The 22,140-nt window shown below is 68.2% G+C and carries 19 protein-coding genes; 7 read left to right on the top strand and 12 right to left on the bottom strand.

Annotated features, from left to right (window positions below; translation table 11 throughout):
- Nucleotides 1-30 precede the first annotated feature (30 nt).
- Nucleotides 31-1,446: an O-antigen ligase family protein gene (locus M4D53_RS07840; RefSeq protein ID WP_259953212.1), complete on the top strand. Its 1,416-nt coding sequence runs from the start codon at nt 31-33 to the stop codon at nt 1,444-1,446.
- Nucleotides 1,443-2,738 (top strand): O-antigen ligase family protein, encoded by a 1,296-nt coding sequence (locus M4D53_RS07835; protein ID WP_259953211.1) that lies wholly within the window; start codon nt 1,443-1,445, stop codon nt 2,736-2,738. Before M4D53_RS07840 ends, M4D53_RS07835 begins: the two co-directional genes overlap by 4 nt.
- A gap of 13 nt (nt 2,739-2,751) precedes the next feature.
- Here the strand turns inward: M4D53_RS07835 and galE are convergent, their stop codons facing one another.
- On the bottom strand, nt 2,752-3,741 hold the full coding sequence (galE, locus tag M4D53_RS07830) for a UDP-glucose 4-epimerase GalE (protein WP_187663717.1): 990 nt from the start codon (nt 3,739-3,741) through the stop codon (nt 2,752-2,754).
- 147 nt (nt 3,742-3,888) lie between these two features.
- Between galE and M4D53_RS07825 the strand changes: the two genes are divergently transcribed.
- The 3 genes from M4D53_RS07825 to M4D53_RS07815 are packed head-to-tail and all read left to right on the top strand — an operon-like array spanning nt 3,889 to nt 7,359.
- Nucleotides 3,889-5,799, top strand: a complete 1,911-nt coding sequence (locus M4D53_RS07825; protein ID WP_187663716.1) for a glycosyltransferase — start codon at nt 3,889-3,891, stop codon at nt 5,797-5,799.
- Nucleotides 5,796-6,758 carry a glycosyltransferase family 2 protein gene (locus tag M4D53_RS07820; protein ID WP_187663715.1) on the top strand — a complete coding sequence of 321 codons (963 nt, stop codon included), beginning with the start codon at nt 5,796-5,798 and terminating at the stop codon, nt 6,756-6,758. Before M4D53_RS07825 ends, M4D53_RS07820 begins: the two co-directional genes overlap by 4 nt.
- Nucleotide 6,759: 1 nt before the next feature.
- Nucleotides 6,760-7,359, top strand: coding sequence for a hypothetical protein (locus tag M4D53_RS07815; protein ID WP_259953201.1), 600 nt, complete (start codon nt 6,760-6,762; stop codon nt 7,357-7,359).
- A 22-nt stretch (nt 7,360-7,381) separates the two neighbouring features.
- Here M4D53_RS07815 and M4D53_RS07810 read toward each other — a convergent pair whose 3' ends face one another.
- From M4D53_RS07810 to M4D53_RS07780, 7 genes are all read right to left on the bottom strand, one after another.
- Entirely contained in the window at nt 7,382-8,116 is a 735-nt protein-coding gene (locus tag M4D53_RS07810; RefSeq protein WP_187663713.1) for an ABC transporter ATP-binding protein, read from the bottom strand.
- A complete protein-coding gene (locus M4D53_RS07805; RefSeq protein ID WP_259953200.1) occupies nt 8,116-8,934 on the bottom strand; it encodes an ABC transporter permease in 819 nt (272 codons plus the stop codon). Before M4D53_RS07805 ends, M4D53_RS07810 begins: the two co-directional genes overlap by 1 nt.
- A 10-nt stretch (nt 8,935-8,944) precedes the next feature.
- Nucleotides 8,945-10,081 carry a UDP-galactopyranose mutase gene (gene glf, locus M4D53_RS07800; RefSeq protein ID WP_187663711.1) on the bottom strand — a complete coding sequence of 379 codons (1,137 nt, stop codon included), beginning with the start codon at nt 10,079-10,081 and terminating at the stop codon, nt 8,945-8,947.
- A gap of 49 nt (nt 10,082-10,130) precedes the next feature.
- Nucleotides 10,131-11,426 carry a nucleotide sugar dehydrogenase gene (locus tag M4D53_RS07795; RefSeq protein WP_259953199.1) on the bottom strand — a complete coding sequence of 432 codons (1,296 nt, stop codon included), beginning with the start codon at nt 11,424-11,426 and terminating at the stop codon, nt 10,131-10,133.
- Between the two features lie 72 nt (nt 11,427-11,498).
- Nucleotides 11,499-12,446, bottom strand: coding sequence for a glycosyltransferase family 2 protein (locus M4D53_RS07790; protein WP_187663709.1), 948 nt, complete (start codon nt 12,444-12,446; stop codon nt 11,499-11,501).
- A gap of 54 nt (nt 12,447-12,500) precedes the next feature.
- Complete coding sequence (wecB, locus tag M4D53_RS07785; protein ID WP_259953192.1) at nt 12,501-13,568, bottom strand: non-hydrolyzing UDP-N-acetylglucosamine 2-epimerase; 1,068 nt, start codon at nt 13,566-13,568, stop codon at nt 12,501-12,503.
- Between the two features lie 50 nt (nt 13,569-13,618).
- Nucleotides 13,619-14,923, bottom strand: coding sequence for a glycosyltransferase (locus tag M4D53_RS07780; protein WP_259953181.1), 1,305 nt, complete (start codon nt 14,921-14,923; stop codon nt 13,619-13,621).
- A 166-nt stretch (nt 14,924-15,089) separates the two neighbouring features.
- On the opposite strand from M4D53_RS07780, the gene M4D53_RS07775 reads away from it, so the two are divergent.
- Both M4D53_RS07775 and M4D53_RS07770 read left to right on the top strand, forming a co-directional pair.
- Complete coding sequence (locus M4D53_RS07775; protein ID WP_187663706.1) at nt 15,090-16,865, top strand: ABC transporter ATP-binding protein; 1,776 nt, start codon at nt 15,090-15,092, stop codon at nt 16,863-16,865.
- A 47-nt stretch (nt 16,866-16,912) separates the two neighbouring features.
- The gene (locus tag M4D53_RS07770; protein ID WP_259953178.1) at nt 16,913-18,145 is read left to right on the top strand and encodes a glycosyltransferase; all 1,233 of its coding nucleotides are present in this window, start codon (nt 16,913-16,915) and stop codon (nt 18,143-18,145) included.
- Between the two features lie 54 nt (nt 18,146-18,199).
- Here the strand turns inward: M4D53_RS07770 and M4D53_RS07765 are convergent, their stop codons facing one another.
- Genes M4D53_RS07765 through M4D53_RS07750 form a run of 4 tightly spaced genes read right to left on the bottom strand, consistent with a single transcriptional unit; the run spans nt 18,200 to nt 22,098 of the window.
- A complete protein-coding gene (locus M4D53_RS07765) occupies nt 18,200-19,186 on the bottom strand; it encodes a Gfo/Idh/MocA family protein (protein WP_259953273.1) in 987 nt (328 codons plus the stop codon).
- Nucleotides 19,183-20,280 carry a DegT/DnrJ/EryC1/StrS family aminotransferase gene (locus tag M4D53_RS07760; protein ID WP_187663704.1) on the bottom strand — a complete coding sequence of 366 codons (1,098 nt, stop codon included), beginning with the start codon at nt 20,278-20,280 and terminating at the stop codon, nt 19,183-19,185. Before M4D53_RS07760 ends, M4D53_RS07765 begins: the two co-directional genes overlap by 4 nt.
- On the bottom strand, nt 20,277-20,888 hold the full coding sequence (locus tag M4D53_RS07755; protein ID WP_232089213.1) for an acyltransferase: 612 nt from the start codon (nt 20,886-20,888) through the stop codon (nt 20,277-20,279). Before M4D53_RS07755 ends, M4D53_RS07760 begins: the two co-directional genes overlap by 4 nt.
- 46 nt (nt 20,889-20,934) lie before the next feature.
- Nucleotides 20,935-22,098 (bottom strand): glycosyltransferase, encoded by a 1,164-nt coding sequence (locus M4D53_RS07750; RefSeq protein WP_187663702.1) that lies wholly within the window; start codon nt 22,096-22,098, stop codon nt 20,935-20,937.
- Between the last annotated feature and the right edge of the window lie 42 nt (nt 22,099-22,140).

Raw genomic sequence — 22,140 nt, 5'->3', positions numbered from 1 at the left:
TCCGGGCACGTCGCGGTAGCCTGAGTCGCGATGGCCCAGTACACCAAGCACCCGGTGGCAGCCCTGCCCACCGCGCCCGAGCGCGAGTCCACGGGGCACCTCCTGCTGCGCGGATACGTCATCGCCGTCCTCTTCGTGGCGTTCGCGCACTCGGCGGTGTACAACCTGCTCGGCGAGATCGGCGCCGCGATCGTGCTCGCGCTCTTCAGCGCGGCCACCCTCGCGATCGGCGTCCCGATGCTCGCGAGGAACCGCCCGCAACCCTTCCGCTGGCGCCGGCTCCCCTGGGCGGCCGTCGGCTACACCGCGCTCGCCCTCCTCTCCGTCGCCTGGTCCCAGTGGCGGGTTCCCACCGTCGCCACGGGCATGCTCCTGGCCGCCGTCACGGTGAACGGCCTGTTCATCGCGCACGTGCTCACCTGGCACGAGATCGTGCGCGCCCTGTCGTCCGCCTTCAAGTGGGTCCTCGGGCTCTCCCTCGCACTCGAGCTGTGGGTGTCGTTGGTCCTGCACGGCCCTCTCCTGCCGAACTTCGCGGACATCCCCGCCGGGAAGATCGATCCCCAGTGGTACTGGGTCCGCGACAACCTGTTCGACGGGGGACGCATCCAGGGCATCCTCGGCAACGCGAATCTGCTCGGCATCGTCTCGCTGTTCGCGCTGATCACGTTCGGCGTGCTGTTCGCGGCGAGGGCCCGCTGGCGGACGACACTCGCGCTGTGGATGATCCTCGCGGCGTACTTCCTCTTCCGCACCGCGTCCGCGACCGCGCTCGCGTGCGCCGGTGCAGCCGCCGTGGTCCTCGTCGTCGCCCTGCTGATGCGCCGTGCAGCGTCGCCGACCGCCCGCACCCGGATCTACGTCGTCGCGATCGGGTCCACCGCCGTCCTCGCCCTCGCCGTGTGGCTGCTGCGCGAGCCCCTCCTCGGTCTCCTCGGCCGCAGCGCCGATCTCACCGGCCGCTCGAACAAGATCTGGGCGGCGGTCCTGGAACGCGTCGGGGAGCACCCGGTCATCGGCAACGGCTTCTCCAGCCCGTGGGTCCCCACGGACCCTGCCTTCGACGGCTGGATCGTCGACCACGGGATCACCGTGTTCCACGCCCACAACATGTGGCTGGACGTGCTGCTGCAGCTCGGCGTCCTCGGACTCGTGCTGATGGCCGTGGCGTACGGCAGCCTGCTGTGGCGATCCTGGTTCTTCGCCGTCGATCGCCCGCGGTGGGACCTGGATGCCCACCGCCCGTACTCCCCGCTGACCCTGCTGCCGAGCCTGTACACCGTCGTCCTCCTGGTGCAGGGGCTCACCGAGTCCACGCCGATCATGCTGTGGGGCTGGCTGCTCCTGGTGCTGCTGTCGTTCAAGCTCAAGTCGGTGCCGCTGGTGGGCGTCGGCGAGCGCGACCTCGTCTTCGAGCGCGGCACGGCGACGCGGCGGGTGCCGTGACGGTGCATCCGCTCGCCCGTCTCCTCGGCTCGGCCGAGATGGCCAGGGCCTTCACGCTCGCGGCACTGACCGCCGTGTTCGGCTCGTTCGCCATCGGACGGATGACGTCGCCGGTCACCCTCGCCACCGTCATCACCGCCCTGTGCCTCCTGGGAGCCGCGATCCTCTGGGTGCGCAGGGAGGAGCTGTCCCCGCTGCGCATCGCGCCCTCCTCCCTGCTGGCGTTCCTCGCGTGGGCGCTCGTGAGCCTGGTGTGGACGACCGACCGCTCCGACACCGTGCTGGGCTGGCTGTCGCTCTTCGGGTACGCGTTCCTGGCCATCACCATCGGGCACATCCGCGACACGCTCCAGACCGTCCGCGCACTCGGCGACACCCTGCGCGTGCTCCTCGGCGTCTCCCTCGGCGTGGAGATCCTCTCCGGGGTGCTCCTCGACCTCCCGTTCGCGTTCCTGGACATCCAGGGCAACCTCGCCGCCGGCGGTCCGGTCCAGGGGCTGTTCGGCAGCCGCAACATGCTCGGCTTCATCGCGGTGCTCGCCCTGATCACGTTCGTCATCGAGTGGCGCACCCAGTCCGTCGACCCCCCGCTCGCCGTGGTCTCCGTCGCCCTGGCCGGCGGCCTGGCCTTCCTGTCGTCCTCACCGACGGTGCTCGTGCTGGCGGTCGCCGTGGGGATCGTGACCGTCGCGCTCACCATCGTCCGCCACACCGCTCCGGCGCGTCGGAACCTGGTGCAATGGGCGCTGGGGGTCCTGGTCGCTCTCGCCCTCACCGTCGCGTTCGCCCTGCGTCACCAGATCATCGCGCTGCTCGACGCCGGCTCCGACTTCTCCATGCGGGCCGAGCTGTGGAACATGATCCTCGACTTCGTCGCCGTGAAGCCCATCACCGGGTGGGGGTGGTTCGGCGACTGGGCTCGAGGCGAGTACCCCTTCACGTTCATCAACTTCCAGCTCGACGACCGGCACCAGAGCGCGCTGAACGCCTTCTTCGACGTGCTGCTGCAGCTCGGCGCGGCGGGGCTGGTGCTGTTCCTGCTGCTCGGTGGGATCGCGTTGATCCGCTCCTGGCTGGTCGCGAGCGTCCGCCGCTCGGTCGTCTACGCCTGGACCCCGATCACGCTCGTGACCCTCGCGGTGGACTCGATGTTCGAGAGCTTCACCCTCGTCGGCGCCGGGTGGTTCATGCTCGCGCTGTGCGCCCTGCGCGCCGGTCAGTCCCGGTCGTGGCGCGAGAACATCGACGCGGCGCACACGGGAACCATTCCCACCCTGCGCCCACAGGAGTGAGCTCGGCGGGCGGTCAGCGGACGGTGGGGAGCTTCTCCGCCCAGGCGAGCGCGTCGCGCACGCCGTCGTCTACGGAGCGCTCCGCACGCCACCCCAGCACCTCGCGCGCCCGATCCACGATCGCGAAGGCCCCGGCCTGGTCGCCGGGCCGGCGATCGGTCTCGACCACAGGCAGCGGTGCCCCGGTCACGCGCTCGAACGCCTGCACGAGTTCCCGGACCGTGACACCGTCTCCGGTGCCGAGGTTGATCACCTGATACGGCTGCTCCGGCGTCGCGACGTCGTCGAAACGGGTCACCGCCGCGACGTGTGCGAGCGCGAGATCCCAGACGTGGATGTAGTCCCGCAGGCCCGACCCGTCACGGGTGGCCCAGTCCGTGCCGGTGATCGTGAAAGGCTCACCGGCCGCGCGCGCCTGCATGATCTTGCCGAGCGCGTGCGACGGCGTGGGGTTCTGCAATCCGGTCCGGAGCTTCGGGTCGGCACCGATCGGGTTGAAGTAGCGGAGCGCGATGGCCCGGAAGTCCCCGGCGGCGGCGGCATCGGAGAGGATCTGCTCGACCATGGCCTTCGTGGTCGCATAGGGGCTCGAGGGAGCGAGACGCCCGCTCTCGTCGACCCCGTCGCCCGTCTCCCCCGCGTAGATCGAGGCGGAGGAGCTGAACACGATGCGCGGGATGCCCGCATCGCGGAGGCGCCGGAGGAGCGTGATCGTCTTGCCGACGTTGCTGTCGTAGTAGCCGAGCGGATCGGCCACGGACTCCGGCACGACGATGCGCGCGGCGCAGTGCACGACCGCGTCGATGTCGGGGTGCTCGCTCAGCAGCCGGTCGAGGACGGCGGCGTCGGCGATGTCGCCGACGTAGAGGTGGCGTCCCTCCCCGAAGGCCGCCAGCCCGGTGGACAGATCGTCGAGCACCACGACCTCGATCCCGGCCTCGATGCACGCCGTCGCCACGGTCGATCCGATGTAGCCGGCCCCGCCGGTGATCAGTACCTTCATCGCGGCCAGTCTAGCCAGACGCGCCGAGCGCAGGGGGTCGGCTCTCCGCAGATCCGAAGGCGACCACCGGTAGGCTACTCACTGCTCGTCGAGTCGCGTGCTGCCCCTCCGGCAGCAACCGCGGCACCAACAACGGAGAACCTCCCTGTGGCCCACGTCCTTCAGAACGTCGTCTTCCCGCTCGATCGCGACCCCGATCTTCTCCCGCTGTACGCGGATCCGGAAACGTGGTCGGTGATCGAGGAGGAACCGGTCCGGGTCTCCAGCCGCGCGCACCTGGGCAACATCCTGGGACGGCACCGCGCCCGGATCGTGGCCGGTCGGCGCGTCTCCCTCGGCACCTACTTCAACGCCTTCCCCGCGTCGTACTGGCAGCACTGGACGAGCGTCCGCGAGGTGCAGCTCACGGTACGGACCACGGGGCCGGCGACCATCCTCGTCTACCGCTCCAACGGCGGCGGAGTCCGCCAGCGCGTGGCCACTCGCGAGGTCACCGGCGAGGCGACGACCTCGTTCGACCTCGACCTCACCCAGTACAGCGACGGCGGCTGGATCTGGTTCGACATCGTCGCCGACGAGAAGCCCGCCGTGCTCGAGGGCGCGGAGTGGACCACCGAGCAGGAGCCTGCCCGCACCGGGAAGGCCTCCCTCGGCATCACGACGTACAACAAGCCCGACTACTGCGTGGAGACCCTGAGGGCGCTCGCCTCCTCCCCCGATGCGCTGGAGTTCGTCGACCGCATCTTCCTCGTCGACCAGGGCACGCAGCTCGTCGCGGACCAGGACGGCTACGCCGAGGTCGCCGAGCGCCTGGGCGAGACGCTGCAGGTCATCCGCCAGGGCAACCTCGGCGGATCGGGCGGCTTCGCCCGAGCGATGCACGAGTCCCTGCAGCGCCCGGAGAGCGACTTCGTGCAGTTGCTGGACGACGACGTCCGCATCGAGCCGGAGTCCCTGCGGCGCTCCATCGTCTTCGGTCAGTTCGCGACGACGCCCGTGCTCGTCGGCGGACACATGTTCGACCTCCTCGACCGCCCGAAGCTGCACGGCTGGGCGGAGGTCGTCGACGAGGGGCCATTCATGTGGCGCAACCTCTACCAGGAGAAGATGCCGCACGACTTCGGCGTCGCCAACCTGCGCCAGTCGCCGCTGCTGCACATGCGGATGGACGCCGACTACAACGGCTGGTGGATGTGCCTCATCCCGCTCGACGCCGTGCGCAAGGTCGGGCTGTCCCTTCCCGCCTTCATCAAGTGGGACGACGCCGAGTTCTGCCTGCGTGCCGGCGAGGCGGGCTTCCCGACCGTGTCGATGCCCGGCGTCGCGCTCTGGCACGTCTCCTGGGTGAACAAGGACGACTCGATCGACTGGCAGGCCTATTTCCACGCCCGCAACCGGATCGTCGCCGGGCTCCTGCACTCCGGAGCACCCCGAGGCGGCCGCCTCATCGTGCACAGCCGGCGCGTCGATCTGAAGCACCTCATGATGATGCAGTACTACCCGGTGGCGCTGCGCAATCGCGCCCTCCGCGACGTGCTCTCCGGACCCGACCACATGCGCCGCAACCTGGCCACGGCGATGCCGGCCGCACGCGCCCTGGCCGCGGAATACCCGGAGACGGTGGTCCATCGCGATCCTGCGCGCGTGCTGCACTCGCGCCGCGGACGACAGGTCTACAAGCGGCTGCCGAAGAACGAGTTCGACAGTCCGACCGGCCTGCGACTGCGGATCTTCACGCTGAAGACGCTACTCTCGCACTGGGTGCACCGCCCCGACCCGGCGAACATCGCTCGGCCGGAGGTGGAGTTCGGGAAGGGTGACGCACACTGGTGGCGCGTCCCGCTGTACGACAGCGCGCTCGTGAGCGCCGCCGACGGGTCCGGGAAGAACATCTACACGCGCGACCGCGCCAAGTACCGCCGCATGCTCCGAGACACCGTGCGTCTGCACGCTCAGCTGCGACGTCGATGGCCCGAACTGCAGCGTCAGTACCGGGAAGCACTGCCGGAGCTCGTCTCGCCCGAATCCTGGCAGCAGGTCTTCGAGGAGAAGGCATGACCACCGAGGCTCCTGCCTTCGATCCCTCTTCCGCCGCGATCGTCATCGTCACGTACAACCGCTCGCATCTGCTGACCGGCCTGCTCACGAGCATCACCGCGATGGATCCGAAGCCGGGCCACGTGATCGTGATCGACAACGCCTCCTCGGACGATACGACCGACGTGGTCGAGTCCTTCCGAGACGACATCGGCACCGACCTCGTGTATCGCCGTCTCGACGTCAACACCGGCGGGTCCGGCGGATTCAGCGAGGGCATGCGCACGGCGTACGACCTCGGCGCGCAGTGGATCTGGATGATGGACGACGACGTCGAGGTGCTCCCGGACGGTCTCGCCCGAATGGGCGCCTGGGCACCGCGCTTCAAGAGCATCCAGGGACGGCGCTACGACTACGACGGCAGCGAGTTCTACTGGCAGTACCGCATCGCGGAGCGCATGGGCATCCCGATCCCCTTCGCCCCTGCAGGCTTCGATTCCTCCGGCTACAAGGAGATGAACAGCGGCTGCTTCGAGGGGATGTTCATCCACCGCTCGATCGTGAAGCAGATCGGCCTCCCCGACCCCCGCTTCTTCATCTACTGGGACGACCAGATGTACGGGTGGCTGGCCTCGCGCCTGACCACCGCGGTCATCGTCGACGAGTTCGTGCTGCGCCGCACGCGCGAGATCCGCCAATGGGACATGGGCATCCGGCACATGAACGCCTCGAGCAACGCCTACCGTTACTACATCATGCGCAACCGGGCCTTCATCAAGCAGTACTACCGGGTGCACGGCGTCTACAACCCCGTGCTGTTCGGTCTCGGGACGACGGCGACGTTCTTCAAGGAGCTGATCCGGCTCGTCTTCGTGGAGCGCACCGTCCGCGGCACGAGCAACCTGTTCCGCGGGCTCAGGGACGGCGGCCGCATCGGTCGCGATCGCACCTGGGAGCCGATGAGCCCCCTGGAGGCCTGACATGGACGAGCCGCAGCCCGAGGTACGGTGGGCCCCGCTTCCCCCCGCGCCGAAGCGCACCGGCCGGGTGTGGCTGATCGTCGGGCTGAGCGTTGCGGCGCTCGCGATCGTCGGGGTCCTGCTGTTCTTCCTGTTGCCGCGCGATGGTGGCCCCGAGCCCGCCGGCAGCGCGAGTCCGTCTCCGACGGCAAGCCCGTCCGAGACGTCCGCTCCCACGCCGACCGCCACGTCGGCCCCGTCCGCGACCCCGGACCCGACTCCGATCACGACCGCGCCCCCGGTCGGCGACCCGACGGTCGAGGTCTTCCGCGACAAGGTGTCCGGGTGGCTGAACTCCGCTGACCGGGGACTCGACATCATCGCGGGAGCGAGCGGCCAGGACGCGCTTCCTGTCGTGGATTCGCTCCAGCAGGACGCGCAGCGCCTGGGCGACGCACTGCCGCCGTCGTCCATCCAGGACCCCTGGCGCTCCGGCGTGGAGACCTACGCGCAGCGCCTCGCAGCACTGCGAGCGGCGATCGAGAGCGGCTCCGGAGTGTCAGGGGCGATCGCCGATGCACGCTCCGCCGCGGCAGATCTGCGCGGCCTCGTCGGCCTCTGACACTCCGGGTCGGTGCGTCGTCTCAGACGGAGTAGTCCGCGTTGTAGCGGTCCAGGACGTCCTTGATCGGGGCGTCCATGGCGAGCGTGCCGCGATCCAGGTACAGCCCCCTGGTGCAGAAGCGGCGCAGGTCGCGCTCGTTGTGGCTGACGAAGAACAGCGTGCGGCCGTCCGAGAGCAGCTCGTCGATGCGCTTGTAGCACTTCTCCCTGAAGGCCTTGTCGCCGACCGCGAGCACCTCGTCGACGAGCAGGATGGGTTCGTCGAGCTGGGAGACGACGGAGAACGCGAGGCGCACCTTCATGCCGTTCGAGAGGTGCTTGTAGGGCGTCTCCTCGAATCCGGCGAGTTCGGCGAAGGCGATGATGTCGTCGTACCGACGGGCGACCTCGTCCTTCGACATGCCGTGCAGTCCGGCGGTCAGGCGGACGTTCTCCCGGACCGTGAGGTCGCCGACGAATCCGCCGGTGATCTCGATGAGCGGGGCGACGCCGCCGTTCACGCTCACCGTGCCCTCATCGGGCAGGAGGACGCCGGCCACGAGGCGGAGCAGCGTCGACTTGCCCTGCCCGTTCCGACCGACCACGCCGATCGACTCACCCGGCTGCACGGTGAAGGAGACGTCGCGCAGCGCCCAGAACTCGCCGGGACGCGAGCGCCGGGACGCTCCTGCGAAGAGGTCCTTGAAGTTCCGCTGCCCGCGACGGTTGCGGCGGAAGCGGACGCCGAGGTTCTGCACGACGATAGCGGCGTCCATCACAGCTCCTTCAGGACGGGGCGCTCGAGACGTCGGAACGCCCAGACGCCGAGCGCGAGGATGAGCAGGCACATCACGGCACTGACGGTGAGCGTGAACGGGTTCCACTGATCGGGGAAGAACGGCATGCGGTACAGCATGAAGATCCCCGCGAGCGGATTGAAGGCGCCGAGGGTCTGGAAGATGCCGGGCAGATCCGTGACGTTGTAGATGATCGGTGTCGCGTAGAACATCGCACGCAGGATGAGGGCGGTGGTGCGCTCGAGGTCGGTGTAGAGCACGCACAGCGGAGCGACGAGCAGGCCGAGCCCGACGAGCAGCACGGTCTGCATGAGGATGGCCACCGGCACCCATAGCACGCCCCAGCCGATCTGCACGACCTGGTCGGCATGACTCTCGAACAGGAGGTTGATGACGATGAACAGCACCAGCACCGGCAGGGAGAACAGGAACTCCATGCCCTTGCTGAGGACGATGCGGTTCACCCAGATGGAACGAGGGATCGACGTCGAGCGGACGAGGCGCGCGTCCTTCTTGAACGCCCGGGTGAAGTCCGACACCGAGCTGTTGAACCACACCCACGGCAGCAGCGCACTGATGAGGAAGATGATGTACGGCTGCTCGCCGACGTCGCGGCTGAACACCTGCGTGAACACGAACCAGTAGATGGCGCTCATCACCAGCGGGTCGAGAACCGACCACACGTAACCGAGGAAGCTGGTCGCATACCGGACCTTGAGGTCGCGCGCGGACAGCAGCCACAGCGAATGCAGATAGCGCCGGGGCGTCCCGGGCGCCCCGACAGCAGCGTGACTCACGATTCCGAGTCTAGGAGAGAGTGTTGTTCCAGAGCGACAGCGCCGACCCGATGGCCATATGCATGTCGAGGTACTGGTACGTGCCGAGGCGACCGCCGAAGTGGACGTCCTTCTCCCCCTTCGCGAGCTCGCGGTACGCCAGCAGGCCCTCGCGGTCGGCCGGGGTGTTCACCGGGTAGTACGGCTCGTCGGCGCGCTCGGCGAACCGGGAGAACTCCCGCATGATCACGGTCTTCTCGGACTCGTAGACGTCCTTGCGCTCCGGATGGAAGTGCTTGAACTCGTGGATGCGCGTGTACGGCACGTCCATGTCCGGGTAGTTCATGACGCTGGTGCCCTGGAAGTCGCGGACGTCCAGCACCTCCTGCTCGAAGTCGAGCGTGCGCCAGCTCAGCGCCCCCTCGGCGTAGTCGAAGTAGCGGTCGACGGGACCGGTGTAGACCACCGGGACCTGACCGACGGTCGCCTTCTTGTTCAGCGGCTGGGACTCGTCGAAGTAGTCGACGTCCAGCTTCACCTCGATGCGGGGGTGGTCGGCCATCCGCTCGAGCCACGCCGTGTAGCCGTCCGTGGGCAGGCCCTCCCAGGTGTCGTTGAAGTACCGGTTGTCGTAGGTGTAGCGCACCGGGAGCCGGCTGATGATGTCGCCGGAGAGCTTCTGCGGGTCCGTCTGCCACTGCTTCGCGGTGTAGTCGCGGAAGAACGCCTCGAACAGCGGGCGGCCGACGAGGGCGATGCCCTTCTCCTCGAAGTTCGTCGCGGACTTCGCATCGAACTCGCCCGCCTGCTCCTTGACGAGAGCGCGAGCCTGGTCCGGCGTGTACGCGGCCTGGAAGAACTGGTTGATCGTCCCCAGGTTCACCGGCATCGGGAAGACGACGCCCTTGTGGGTCGTGTAGACGCGGTGCACGTAGTTCGTGAACGACGTGAAGCGGTTGACGTACTCCCACACCGTCGCGTTCGACGTGTGGAACAGGTGCGCACCGTAGCGATGCACCTCGATCCCGGTCTCGGGCTCCGCCTCGCTGTAGGCGTTGCCGCCGATGTGCGAGCGGCGGTCGATGACGGTCACCGTGCGGCCCGCTTCCGCGGCGCGCTCGGCGATGGTGAGGCCGAAGAAACCCGACCCGACGACGAGAAGATCCATGTTCCCCATCGTATCGGGGCGCGCCTGGGAGGTCGGGTCACCGGGCCGATCAGGCCGCAGCGCCCACCACGATCCGCGGGGTCCCCGCCCAGCGAGCCGCATCCGTGGCGTTGCGCCCGTCGACGAGCAGCCGGACCCCCGGCAGGTCCGCCGGCGACACTTCGCGGTAGTCGGCGTGATCCGTCTGCAGGATCACGAGGTCCGCCTCGCCGCCGAACTCGTACGCGTCGAAGCCGAGGCGTCCGAGTTCCTCGTCGCTGTACAGCGGATCGTGCACCACGACCTGCGCGCCGCGGTCCTGGAGAGCCTTCACCGTCGGGAACACGCCGGAGAACGCCGTCTCCTTGACGCCGCCGCGATAGGCGGCCCCGAGCACGACCGCTCGCAGACCGCTCAGGTCGCCGAGGATGCCTTCCGCCTGCGCCACCAGGCGCTCCGGCATGGAGGCGTTGAGCTGGCGCGCGACGCGCACGATGTCGGCGTCGGGGTCGGTGGACAGGTACAGGCGGGGGTAGACCGGGATGCAGTGTCCGCCGACGGCGATGCCGGGGCGGTGGATGTGGCTGTACGGCTGCGAGTTGCAGGCCTCGATCACCTTGTAGACGTCGATGCCGTGTGCAGCGGCGAACAGACCGAACTGGTTGGCCAGACCGATGTTCACGTCGCGGTACGTCGTCTCGGCGAGCTTCGCCATCTCCGAGGCCTCCGTCGTTCCCAGGTCCCACACACCGTTGGGGCGAGGGAGGTCGGGACGCTCGTCGAACTGCAGGACGGACTCGTAGAACTCGCGGGCGCGACGGTTTCCCTCGTCGGACAGCGCGCCGATGAGCTTCGGGTACTTGCGCAGGTCAGCGAAGACCCGCCCGGTGAGCACGCGCTCCGGCGAGTAAGCGAGGAAGAAGTCCGTGCCCTCCGTCAGGCCGGAGCCCTCTTCGATCATGGGCTTCCACCGGTTCCGCGTCGTCCCCACGGGCAGCGTCGTCTCGTACGACACCAGGGTGCCGGGCGTGAGGTGCTCGGCGAGCGATCGCGTCGCCGAGTCCATGTACTGGAAGTCCGGCTCCCATGTCTCGTCGTTCACGAACACGGGTGCGACGAGCACGACGGCGTCGGCTCCCGGGATCGCCTCGGCGTAATCGGTCGTGGCGCGCAGACGGCCGGAGGGGACGAGCTCCTGCAGCTTCTCCGCCAGGTGGGCCTCACCGGGGAACGGCTCCTGCCCGGCGTTGATGATGTCGACCGCCTTCTGGTTGACATCGACACCGATCACATCGTGACCGGAGGAGGCGAACTGGACGGCGAGGGGAAGCCCGATCTTTCCGAGGGCCACGACGGCGATACGCATGGGGTCCAGTCTATGGGGCTATTCGGCGGATGATGCCCGCGCGCGACAGACCCCTCGGAAGGGGGAGCACCGTCATGATCGGCGTGCGAAAGACCGGCGCTGGCGCACCACCCACCCGACGATCGGCACGGCAAGGATGCGGCTTCGCAGGGTTCTCTGATAACGCCGACGAGCGCCCTCGTCGAACGCGGCGCCGAGGTCAGGGTGCTCCATGCGGATAGCGCTCGCGATCGCATGGAAGGCGCGGTCCCGCTGCGCTGTGAGCATCTCCTGCGCCCGCCCGCTCGCATCGTCGGCGGTCCACCGGGAGAGAAGAGCGTCGTATGCCTGCAGCTGTTTCCAACGCGACTCGACCGACCAGTACTGGCCCCCTGCCGCATCCCGGATACCCGATGGCCGGTACGCACCTTCGGCGACGGTGGGCAGCGCGAGCCAGGTGCAGCGTTCGCCAGCCAGCATCAGGCGCATGGCGATGTGCACCTGCGGGTATACGAGGGCGTCGACCTCCTCGGCCTCCGCTCGCTCCGCGAGCTCCCCCAGCGCGGGCAGGCAGTCCTCCACGCGATACACCAGGCCCGGCGCGTGCGCGGATGCCGCGAGGAAGTCCCTGGGGGCGATCGCCCCGGTGAACGAGCGTCCCCGGGAAACTCGCCCATCTCTGAGGAACTGGGGAGAGACGAAAACGGGGGCGTGGTCGCTCAGGTATTCCACAAGGGCTCGGATGTTCTCCATCAGGACACGGTCGTCATCGGCCGTGAGCATGAGGTACTCGGTCTCGCACTCGCGGAACAACCTCGCAAAGGTGCCTGCGTAACCCAGATTCTCCGGGTTCCGCAGCACGCGGACCCTGTCGACGACCGCCGGATCTGCGCGCAGGCGCTCAGCGGCGTCGTCGGTTCCCCCGTCGTCGATGACGACGATGTCGACCAGTTCAGAATCCTCGTGCGCCAGAATCTCCGTCACGGTCTTCCTGACGTCCTCGGCGCGGTTGTAGGTGGGGATCCCGATAGTCAGAAGCACGGCCGAATCGTATCGCAGAACCACATGGCCACGCTGGCGCCCTGCGCCGAGTGCTCAGCCGCCGAAAGCCGCGACGATCGCGTTCACCGCGCGTGTCGCGGCATGCCCGTCGCCGTACGGGGCCGCCTCGGTCGCTTCGGGCGCCGGCCTCGTCAGTGCGGCGGTGATCTCCTCCGCGGAGTTCGCCAGCACATTCCATCCGAGATCGACCGTCTCCACCCACTCGGTCTCACGCCGGACTGTGGTGCACGGCACCCTCAGCAGGAAGGCCTCCTTCTGCAGGCCTCCGGAATCAGTCACGACGCCGGCGCTCGAGAGAACCGCGGCGATCAGCTCCGGGTACGCGAGTGGATCCCGCGTTCGCAACGCGCCCGCGTCGAGCGCGATGCCGTGCTCGGCCGCTTTGGCGCGCACGCGCGGATGCGCCAGCAGGATCACCGGCTTGTCCGCGGCAGCCAAGGCCGCAACGACTTCGCGCAGCCGCTCAGGGCTATCCGTGTTCTCGGCGCGGTGAATGGTGGCCACGTAGTACTCCCCCGGACCACTGATGCCTGCAGCGGCGGTCGAGCCCTCGCGGATCACAGCATCACGAACCTGGTACAGCACGTCGGTCATGACGTCGCCAACCAAGACCGACCGCGCGGAGAGTCCCTCCTCTGCGAGGTGGCCCATCGCCACTTCAGTGGGTGCGAGGCAGAGATCGGCGGAATGGTCGGTGAGTACGCGGTTGTGTTCCTCGGGCATCGCCCTGTTGAAGGACCGCAACCCTGCCTCCAGATGCGCCACGGGGTAGTGCAGCTTCACCGCGCTGATGGCCGCCGCGAGCGTGGAATTCGTGTCGCCGTAAACGAGGACACTGTCCGGCTCGAAACGCGCAAGCACCTCATCCATCTGGGCGAGCATCGCGCCCGTCTGAACACCGTGTGAAGCGGAACCGACACCCAGGTGCGCGTCCGGCTCGGGGATGCCGAGGTCGCGGAAGAAAACGTCCGAAAGCATCGGGTCGTAGTGCTGGCCGGTGTGCACGATGACGTGCTCGTGGCCGGCAGCCTGCATGGCGTGGGCGATGGGGGCGAGCTTGACGAACTGCGGGCGCGCGCCCACGACACTCATGATCTTCACGACACCCATCCTAGGCAAGCCGCTGCGGGGCGATGCGCGCGGACAGGCTGTCAGATTGCGCGCGCCGCGCCGAGCAGGTGTGCGCTGAACGCGGAGTAGTTCGCATCGCTCGACCATGCTCGCTGCCAGTGCGCGATGCTCGCCTCCACGTACCGTCGGTAGTCATCCGTCTCCGCAGCGGTCAGCAGCTCGAGTCGGTCGGCGATCTCCTCGGCGGTCGGCGTAGCCGGGAGCAGTCCGTCGAACATCCCGCCATCGACGTCGATCAGTTCGCTGTTGCCCCCGACGTCCGTGGCGATCACGGGAAACCCCTGTGCGAGTGCCTCCATGATCGACACGGGAACCCCCTCCGATTCGGAAACGTTGACGAACACACCGCCCGGCTGTGCTGTGTACTGCGCGCGGACTTCGTCGTTGGTGAGGTCGCCGAGGAACTCGAAGGTTCCGGACTCCAGGTGTTCGCCCGCCTGTCTCTCGACAGCAGCGGCATACTCCCCGCCCCCTGAGCCGATGTGGGTCCAGGTGACCTTCAGCCCCCGACGCTGCGCGACGGCAAGCGCCTGTATGAGCAGCGGGATGCGCTTCACCGGCACCAGGTAGGCGCAGGTGTACACCTTCAGCGGGTGTTGCACCACGTTGCCTGCCGACCTCGCCGGTGCGACACCGAGATGGCCAGTCTTGATGCGGTCGGCGTAGTCCGGGTACTTCGTCCGGAGGTAGTCCGCCCCGTGCTCTGAAGCGGTGAAGACCTCCGAGACGCGGGAGAGGAGCAGCTCGCGCTGAGGCAGGAAGTCGCCAGGGCTACGCTCGGAGAACACGTCGTAGCCGTGTGCGCGGCTGATCACCGGCACCGTCCGACTGCCCAACCGGTCAGCCAGTCGCACCGCCGTCCGCGCCGGCACCATCATCCAGTAGCTGTACAACACGGCGCGCGTTCCCGGAGCGAGCCGCGCGCGGACCGGTGCTGCCACCTCGTCGGCGACCGTGCAGGCGAGCAGATCGAGACGGAGGTCTACGAAGATCCGCCGCGGATGGGGGAAGGATCGCAATGCGCGCCCGAAAGCCGCCGCGGCTCTGACGGGGTGCCGGACCACATAGCGAAGAGCTCTCCGGATGCCAGCCTTCGCCGTGCTGACGGCTTCGGGGAGGATCACCTCGACGTTCTCCGGAGTCGCCCGTCTCCGTGTCTGTCCGACGCTGCGGACGACCGGGATGAGGAGCACACGATCGAATGCCGCCGCGAGGTGGCCGATCTCCGATTCGAGGAACTCCTCGCCGGGGGCGAACGGGAAGCAGTTCGTGAGGAGGATCAGGCAGGTCTCCGAAGCCTGCTCTCTGGCGGCGGCGTGGCGCATCGGTCTCCCGTCGGTTCAGCTGCCGTCCATCCTCGCACACGGGTGAAGAGCGACGCCTCCGCGTCTCTGCGCACGCCCACAGATCCGCCCGAATGCCAACGGGTAGGATCCATGAGGGTTTCCCGCGTCGGCGTAGCCCTGTGAAACAGCAAGGAGACTCACCCCGATGAGAAGCATCTGGCGGACACTGCTCGATCTGTTCCGCGTGCTTCCGCGCGATGCCCGCCCGTTCTATCTCTGGTATTCGATCGCCACAGGCCTGCTCGCGATCCTCGACACCGCGGCGCTGGCTCTGATTGTCCTCGCGGTGAACACCTTCGTCACCGACAAACCGATCGAGATCCCGTTCTTCGGCCCGCTCCCCGAGTCGGCCACGGCCTGGGTCGTGGTCGCCGTCGCCGCGCTGTTCATCCTCAAGGGAGTGCTCGCGGCGACGCTGCACTGGCGCGCCACGCGCCGCTTCGCCAGGTACGAGCTGGACCTCGGCGACAGGTTGTTCGCCGCGTACACCCACTCAAGCTGGGAGGACCGTTCGCGGATCAGCACTGCGGAGCTCACGCGCGTGGTCGATTCCTCGGTGGGCAGCGCGAACCGCGGATTCCTTCTCGCGCTCTCCCAAGTGCCCGGCAACCTGTTCACGTTCCTCGCGGCACTGCTCATCCTCGTGATCGCTCAGCCGCTGACGGCACTGATCGCCTTCGTCTACCTCTCGATCGTGTCCGGAACCATCTCGCTCACGCTCTCCCGTCGTTCGAAATCCGAAGGCCAACGCAGTCGTGACTACTCCTATCGGGTCGCGACTGTGATGACGGAGATGGTGGAGGCGCTGAAAGAGGTCACGTTGCGGGGCAAGCTTGACGAGGCCGGGCGCGTCATCTCGAAGAACCGAGCGGTTGCGACCCGATCGCGGGCGAACCTCGCCTTCATGACCATCGTCCCGCGCTACGCCTTCGAGGCCGCCCTGATCGGCGGATTCGTCCTCATCGGCGCCTCGGCATTCCTGACCGGCGGCGCCGCGGAGGCTGTCGTGGCCATATCGCTGTTCGCCGCGTCCGGATTCCGGATGATCCCCTCGATGAACGCTGTGCAGGCCAGCCTCACAGCCGCATCCTCGAACGAGGTCTACGCGAGGGACGTGATCCGACAGCTCACGCAGACGAACACGGCCGTGCAGACCGAGCCGAGCGACTCCGAGAGCCTGCCCCTGCACCCCCGCGAGCTGCGGTTGCGGAACGTCTCCTTCAGCTACGACGGTGACCGCGGACCGGTCTTGAAGGACCTCGATCTGAGCGTCCCGTTCGGATCCAGCCTCGCTATCGTCGGTCCTTCGGGCGCCGGGAAGTCCACGCTGATCGATATCATCCTCGGCCTCAGCGTACCGACGTCGGGAACTCTCGAGATCGACGGGCACCCCGTGGACCGTGTCCTGCATCAGTGGCGTCAGCGCGTGGGGTATGTGCCGCAGCGGGTGGCACTGTTCGACGGCTCCGTGGCGCAGAACGTCGCGCTGACGTGGGAGCAGGACTACGATCCCGACCGTGTCGTCCAGGCTCTTCGACGAGCGCACATCAGCGAGATTGCCGAGCGTCCCGGCGGACTCGAGGAGCGTCTCGGCGAACGCGGCTCCTCGGTATCCGGAGGGCAGCAACAGCGACTCGGGATCGCCAGGGCGCTTTACACCGATCCCTTGGTGATGGTCATGGACGAAGCAACGAGCTCGCTCGACACGGCCACCGAGAACCGAGTCGTCGAATCGATGAACGAGCTGCACGGCAAGGTGACCTTCATCACCGTGGCGCACCGTCTCGCCACCATCCGGCACTACGACCAGGTCTGCTACCTCGATCAGGGTCGCGTCCTGGGCTTCGGCACCTTCGACGAAGTCGTCGCGCAGGTACCCGACTTCCGGTTCCAAGCGTCGCTCGCCGGACTTGTGCCGTAGCTTCGTCCGCTCCCTCCCCCGCCCGCCCTTCCCAGGAGACCCGGAACATGCGAATCCTGCTCATCTGCCCGTTCTTCCCGCCCGAGAACAAGATCGCCGCCGTGCGGATCTCGAAGCTCGCCTCGTTCTGGGCCTCCGCGGGGCACGAGGTGCGTGTGCTCACCCGCGACGGCGCGGACGAGGGTCTCATCGTCCCCGAGCACGCCGGGCTGACCATCCACCGCGTGGCGGACCCGATGATGAAGGCCGTCTCCGGCGTGCAGAGCCTCAAACCGAAGAAGCCGCGGCCGTGGCACCGTGCCGCGTCGGTCGCTTACGCCATCGCGATGAAGTTCGTCTGGCCGGACATCTACGGCCGGTGGGCGAAAGCCGCAGGGCGCCACGCCGCCGCATGGGACTGGCGCCCTGACGTGGTCGTGACCAGCGTCGGCCCGTTCAGCGCCCTGATGCTCGGTTCCAGACTGGCGAAGCACTTCGAGGCCAAGCTCGCCGTCGACTACCGTGACCTGCTCTCCAACAGCACCTACTACCCGTACGGCGCGCTCCGACGTCGCCTGGACTCGTCTGTCGAGCGTCGGCACGTGTCGGACGCTGCCTTGCTCACCACGGTCAGCGCCCCCCTCGCGGACGAACTCGAAGCTGCGTATGGGGTCCCCACGGTCGTGGTCACCAATGGCTACGACCCCCAGGACTTCGCGCATCTCGAGTACCACCCGTCCTCTTCCGAACTGCGCATCGCCTACTGCGGCTGGGTGATCCCTAAAAGACGCGATCCCCTGCCGTTCCTCAGCGGCGTTGCGGAGCTGCTGCGTGCGCACCCGGACACCCGCATTTCCGTCGACTTCTACGGTCCGCATTCGGCCGAGGTCGCTGCCGCCATCGAGTCGCTGGGGCTCGATGCCGCCGTCCGCCAGCACGGGAAGGTGAGCCACGCGGAGTCGCTGCAGATCCAAGCCGACTCCGACGCGCTGCTGCTTCTGCTGTGGAACGACCCCGGCGAGAAGGGCGTGCTGAGCGGCAAGGTCTTCGAGTACATCGGAGCTGCGCGCCCGATCATCATGACCGGGCTCGAGGACAGCGCCGCCGGCGACCTGATACGCGACAACGGGCTCGGCGTCGTCAGCAATGACCCCGCGGCGATCGCGGACGCTCTATACGCGATGGCCGAGGAGAAGTCGCGCACCGGACGCGTACAGGCCCCATCGCTCGCCGAGGGCACGCAGTTCACGCGTGACGCCCAGAGCCGGGTGTTCCTGGACGCTCTGGAAGCGATCGTCTGAGCCCGAGATCCGGAAGGAGCTCGTGCGGAGTCATCCCTCCGGACCCCTCGGGCCTCAGATCGTGATCGAGCTGCCCGTGCGCGCGGACTCCAGCGCGGCCCCGACGACTGCGAGCGTGCGCAAGCCCTGGGCCATCGTCACCACGTCGCTGTCGGCTCCCAGGACCGCGTCGCGGAACGCCTCGTGCTCGACGCGCAGGGGTTCCCGCTTCGCGAAGGCGTAGCGGGTGACGTCGCCCTCGGACACGCCACGGAACGTCGACACGGACTCCCACTCCAGCGGAATGGTGCCATTCGCGTAGAACGTGAGATCGCCGGTCGAGGTGTCGGCGACGAACGCGCCCTTCTCGCCTGTGACCACGGTCAACCGCTCCTTCATGGGCGAGAGCCAATTGACGATGTTATTCACGATGACACCCGACATGGTGCGCCCGGTGATCGTGATCATGTCCTCATGCTCTCTGCCGCTCTTGAACGCCGTCTGCGCGAACACGCGTTCGTAGTCGGACTGCACGACCCAGGCCGTGAGGTCGACGTCGTGCGAGGCGAGGTCCTTCGCCACTCCGACGTCGGCGATGCGGGACGGGAACGGCCCCTGCCGGCGCGTCGCCACCTGGTAGACCGCACCGAGCTCACCGGCCTCGATCCGACGGCGCAGCTCCTGCAGCGCGGGGTTGAAGCGCTCGATGTGACCGACCGCGCCGACCAGGCCCGCGCTCTCGAACGCGTCCACCATGCGCTGTCCGGCCTCGATGCTGTGCGCGATGGGCTTCTCCACCAGCGTGTGCACTCCGGCGGCGGCCAGTTTGAGCGCCGCGTCCTCGTGGAAACGCGTCGGCACGGCGACGACGGCGAGGTCGATGCCCGCATCGATGAGGGCTTCGATGTCGGGCAGGATGCTGAGGTCGCCGGCGACACCGTGCGGGTCTCCTCCGGGGTCGGCGATAGCGACCAGGTCGACGCCGTCCACCTCACGCAGGACGCGCGCGTGATGGCGTCCCATCATCCCAACGCCGAGCAGACCCGCCCGCAACACCATCAGGCGCCCGCTCCCGCGAGGGTGTTCACTGCGGTGACGATGCGATCGAGGTCGTCCTGCGACAGCGACGGGTGCACCGGCAGCGACACCACCTCGCGGGCGGCGCGCTCGGTCTCGGGCAGGTCCAGATCCGGTGCGTAGGGTGCGAGCGACGGCAGGCGGTGATTCGGTATCGGATAGTAGACGCCCGAGCCCACATTGTGCTCCGCCTTGAGAGCCGCGACGAAGCCGTCACGGTCCTCGGGGACGCGGATCGTGTACTGGTGGTAGACGTGCACGGCGCCCTCGGCGACCGGAGGCGTCATGACGCCTCGCAGCTCGGCATCCAGGAACGCGGCGTTCGCCTGGCGCTGAGCCGTCCACGCGTCGACCTTCGTCAGCTGCACACGCCCGATGGCGGCGTGGATGTCGGTCATACGGGCGTTGAAGCCGACGATCTCGTTCTCGTACTGACGCTCCATGCCCTGGTTGCGGAGCAGTTTCAGCATCCGGGCGATCCCGGCGTTCTCCGCCGTGACCATGCCACCTTCACCACTGGTCATGTTCTTCGTCGGGTAGAGGCTGAACATGGCGAACTGTCCGAACGTGCCGACAGGGCGGCCGTCCAGCGAAGCGCCGTGCGCCTGCGCGGCGTCTTCATACAGCGCGACACCGCGGTCAGCGGCCAGCGCCTCGAGCTCGCGCATGCGGGCCGGGTGCCCGTAAAGATGCACGGGCAGGATGCCCTTGGTGTTCGGGGTGATGGCGGCGGCGACGGCGGCCGGATCGAGGGAGAAGGTCTCCGGCTCGATGTCGACGAAGACCGGCGTGCCGCCGGTGAGTGCGACGGAGTTGCCGGTCGCGGCAAATGTGAACGACGGAACGATGACCTCATCGCCCGCACCGACGCCCGCAGCCAGCAGCCCGAGGTGCAGGCCGGCGGTGCCGCTGTTGACGGCGACGGACGGACGCCCCTGCACGAAGTGATCGGCGAACTCCGCCTCGAAGGCAGCGACCTCCGGCCCCTGGGCGACCATGCCGCTGCGGAGCACCCGGTCGACGGCCTCGCGCTCCTCGTCGCCGATGATCGGCTTCGCCGGGGGGATGAACTCGCTCACACTGCCTCCTTGGTCAGGGTTCCATCGTTCTCCGCATAGCGTTCGCCGCTCTGCGGGCAAATCCATACACCGGCCTCGGCGCCGGCGGTCAACGGTACGCCGGACTCGCCGACCCAGCCGATCCGCTTGGCGGGCACACCCGCCACGAGTGCATACGCCGGGACGTCCTTGACGACCACCGCTCCCGCGGCGACCGTCGCCCACGCGCCGATGGTGACCGGGGCGACGCACGTCGCCCGGGCACCGATCGCCGCGCCCGTCTCGATCGTGACGCCGACGGGCTCCCAGTCGTGCGCGCTCTTGATCGAGCCGTCCGGGTTGATGGCCCGCGGATACGTGTCATTGGTGAGGACCACGGCCGGCCCGATGAAGACACCGTCGCCGAGCCGCGCCGGCTCGTAGACGAGCGCGTAGTTCTGCACCTTGCAGTTGTCGCCCATGACGACGCCGGTGCCGACGTAGGCCCCCCGCCCGATGATGCAGTTCTCGCCGAGCTGCGCCTGCTCCCGCACCTGTGCGAGATGCCAGATCGAGGAGCCGTCGCCGATGGAGGCATCCGAGGAGACATCAGCGGATTCGACGATCCGCACGCGGGATGATTCGGTCACAGCGCTCCTTGCATGATGCCAGGACGTGGCGGCACCACAGGCGATTCTACCGGCGTCGGCCGCGCAGACCGTCAAGCACGCTCCGCACGACATCGGCGGCCTTCCCACCGACCGTGCTCCAGGACACCGTGTCGACGGCCCATTGCGCTCGACGCGGACGCTCGCGCTCCGTCGTCCCGTCCTGTGCCTGGGCGACGAGTCGTCGCATCGCCTGCGCGACCTCGGAGACCGTGAAGTCGCTGGCCTCACCGAGACCCGCGGCCCGAACGACCTCGGCGCCCGTCTGCGCCCCCGCGAAGAGCACGGGGGTGCCGACGGCGGCCGCAGCGTACGTCTTCGTCGGTCGTGCGAAATCGTAGCCGATCCCGGGCACGATGCTCACGAGCGCACCCACCGCTCCCCTGATCCAGGACGCCGAGCCTGCAGGCGGCACGAGCCCACCGAAGTGCACGCGGCCGGGCACCAGCGTGTCCGCCAGCGCCTTCAGTTCCGCCTCCACGGATCCCTGGCCGAAGAACCGGATATCGACGTCGACGTCGTCCAGCTCGGCCAATGCGCGCACGAACACGTCGGGCTGCTGCCACTCCGACATCGTTCCCGTGTACACGAAGTACGGACGCTCGGCGGCGGCGGGTGACACATCGGGGCGGAACACATCCGTGTCGATGCCGTTGCCCACCTCGACGACGCGCTCGGGCAGCGCACCGACCGCGACCAGACGTTCGGCGACCTCCGCCGACACGGCGATCGACCGCGCGGAACGCCGGAGCACGAAGCGCTCGACCGCTGTCATCAGTCGCACCACCAGTCCTGGCGCCTCCGTCGAGGCCACGGCATCCGACCACACGTCCCCCGGGTAGTACACAACCGGTCGCCTGGTGAGCATGCCGGCGACGGCAGCCACCAACCCCGTGGTAGGTGGCGCCTCCGCGACGATAACGTCGGCACGGTTCACGAGCAGACGGAAGAACAGAGGGATATCGAACGACAGGTACTGCACGTACCCGCGGATCGCGCCGGAGCGGTCGCGCAGCACGGGCATCCGTTTGATCCTGGCTGCGGTGTCCTCAGCGCGCGCGACGCTGCCGGCTGGCGGCCGGGTGGTGAGCACGGTCACGTCCGCGCTCGTCGTCATGGCCTGCACGAGCGCCTCCATCCGGAAGCTCGCGGCGGTCACCTCCGGGGTGTACAGCCGGGTCGCGACGATCACTCTGTTTCGTTTCGTCATCTCGTCCAACGGGCTCGGGGTTCA

The organism is Microbacterium meiriae (genome assembly GCF_025143875.1).
GTDB classification, from domain to species: domain Bacteria; phylum Actinomycetota; class Actinomycetes; order Actinomycetales; family Microbacteriaceae; genus Microbacterium; species Microbacterium meiriae.
The sequence above is the reverse complement of the archived record's forward strand: the minus strand, read 5'-3'. Positions and strand labels throughout refer to the sequence as shown.

Bases quoted from the DNA above. Each gene is read 5' to 3' on its own strand.
- M4D53_RS07840 (WP_259953212.1), top strand. From the start codon at position 31: ATGGCCCAGTACACCAAGCACCCGGTGGCAGCCCTGCCCACCGCGCCC.
- galE (WP_187663717.1), bottom strand. From the start codon at position 3,741: ATGAAGGTACTGATCACCGGCGGGGCCGGCTACATCGGATCGACCGTG.
- M4D53_RS07820 (WP_187663715.1), top strand. From the start codon at position 5,796: ATGACCACCGAGGCTCCTGCCTTCGATCCCTCTTCCGCCGCGATCGTC.
- M4D53_RS07815 (WP_259953201.1), top strand. From the start codon at position 6,760: ATGGACGAGCCGCAGCCCGAGGTACGGTGGGCCCCGCTTCCCCCCGCG.
- M4D53_RS07810 (WP_187663713.1), bottom strand. From the start codon at position 8,116: ATGGACGCCGCTATCGTCGTGCAGAACCTCGGCGTCCGCTTCCGCCGC.
- glf (WP_187663711.1), bottom strand. From the start codon at position 10,081: ATGGATCTTCTCGTCGTCGGGTCGGGTTTCTTCGGCCTCACCATCGCC.
- M4D53_RS07795 (WP_259953199.1), bottom strand. From the start codon at position 11,426: ATGCGTATCGCCGTCGTGGCCCTCGGAAAGATCGGGCTTCCCCTCGCC.
- M4D53_RS07780 (WP_259953181.1), bottom strand. From the start codon at position 14,923: ATGCGCCACGCCGCCGCCAGAGAGCAGGCTTCGGAGACCTGCCTGATC.
- M4D53_RS07775 (WP_187663706.1), top strand. From the start codon at position 15,090: ATGAGAAGCATCTGGCGGACACTGCTCGATCTGTTCCGCGTGCTTCCG.
- M4D53_RS07770 (WP_259953178.1), top strand. From the start codon at position 16,913: ATGCGAATCCTGCTCATCTGCCCGTTCTTCCCGCCCGAGAACAAGATC.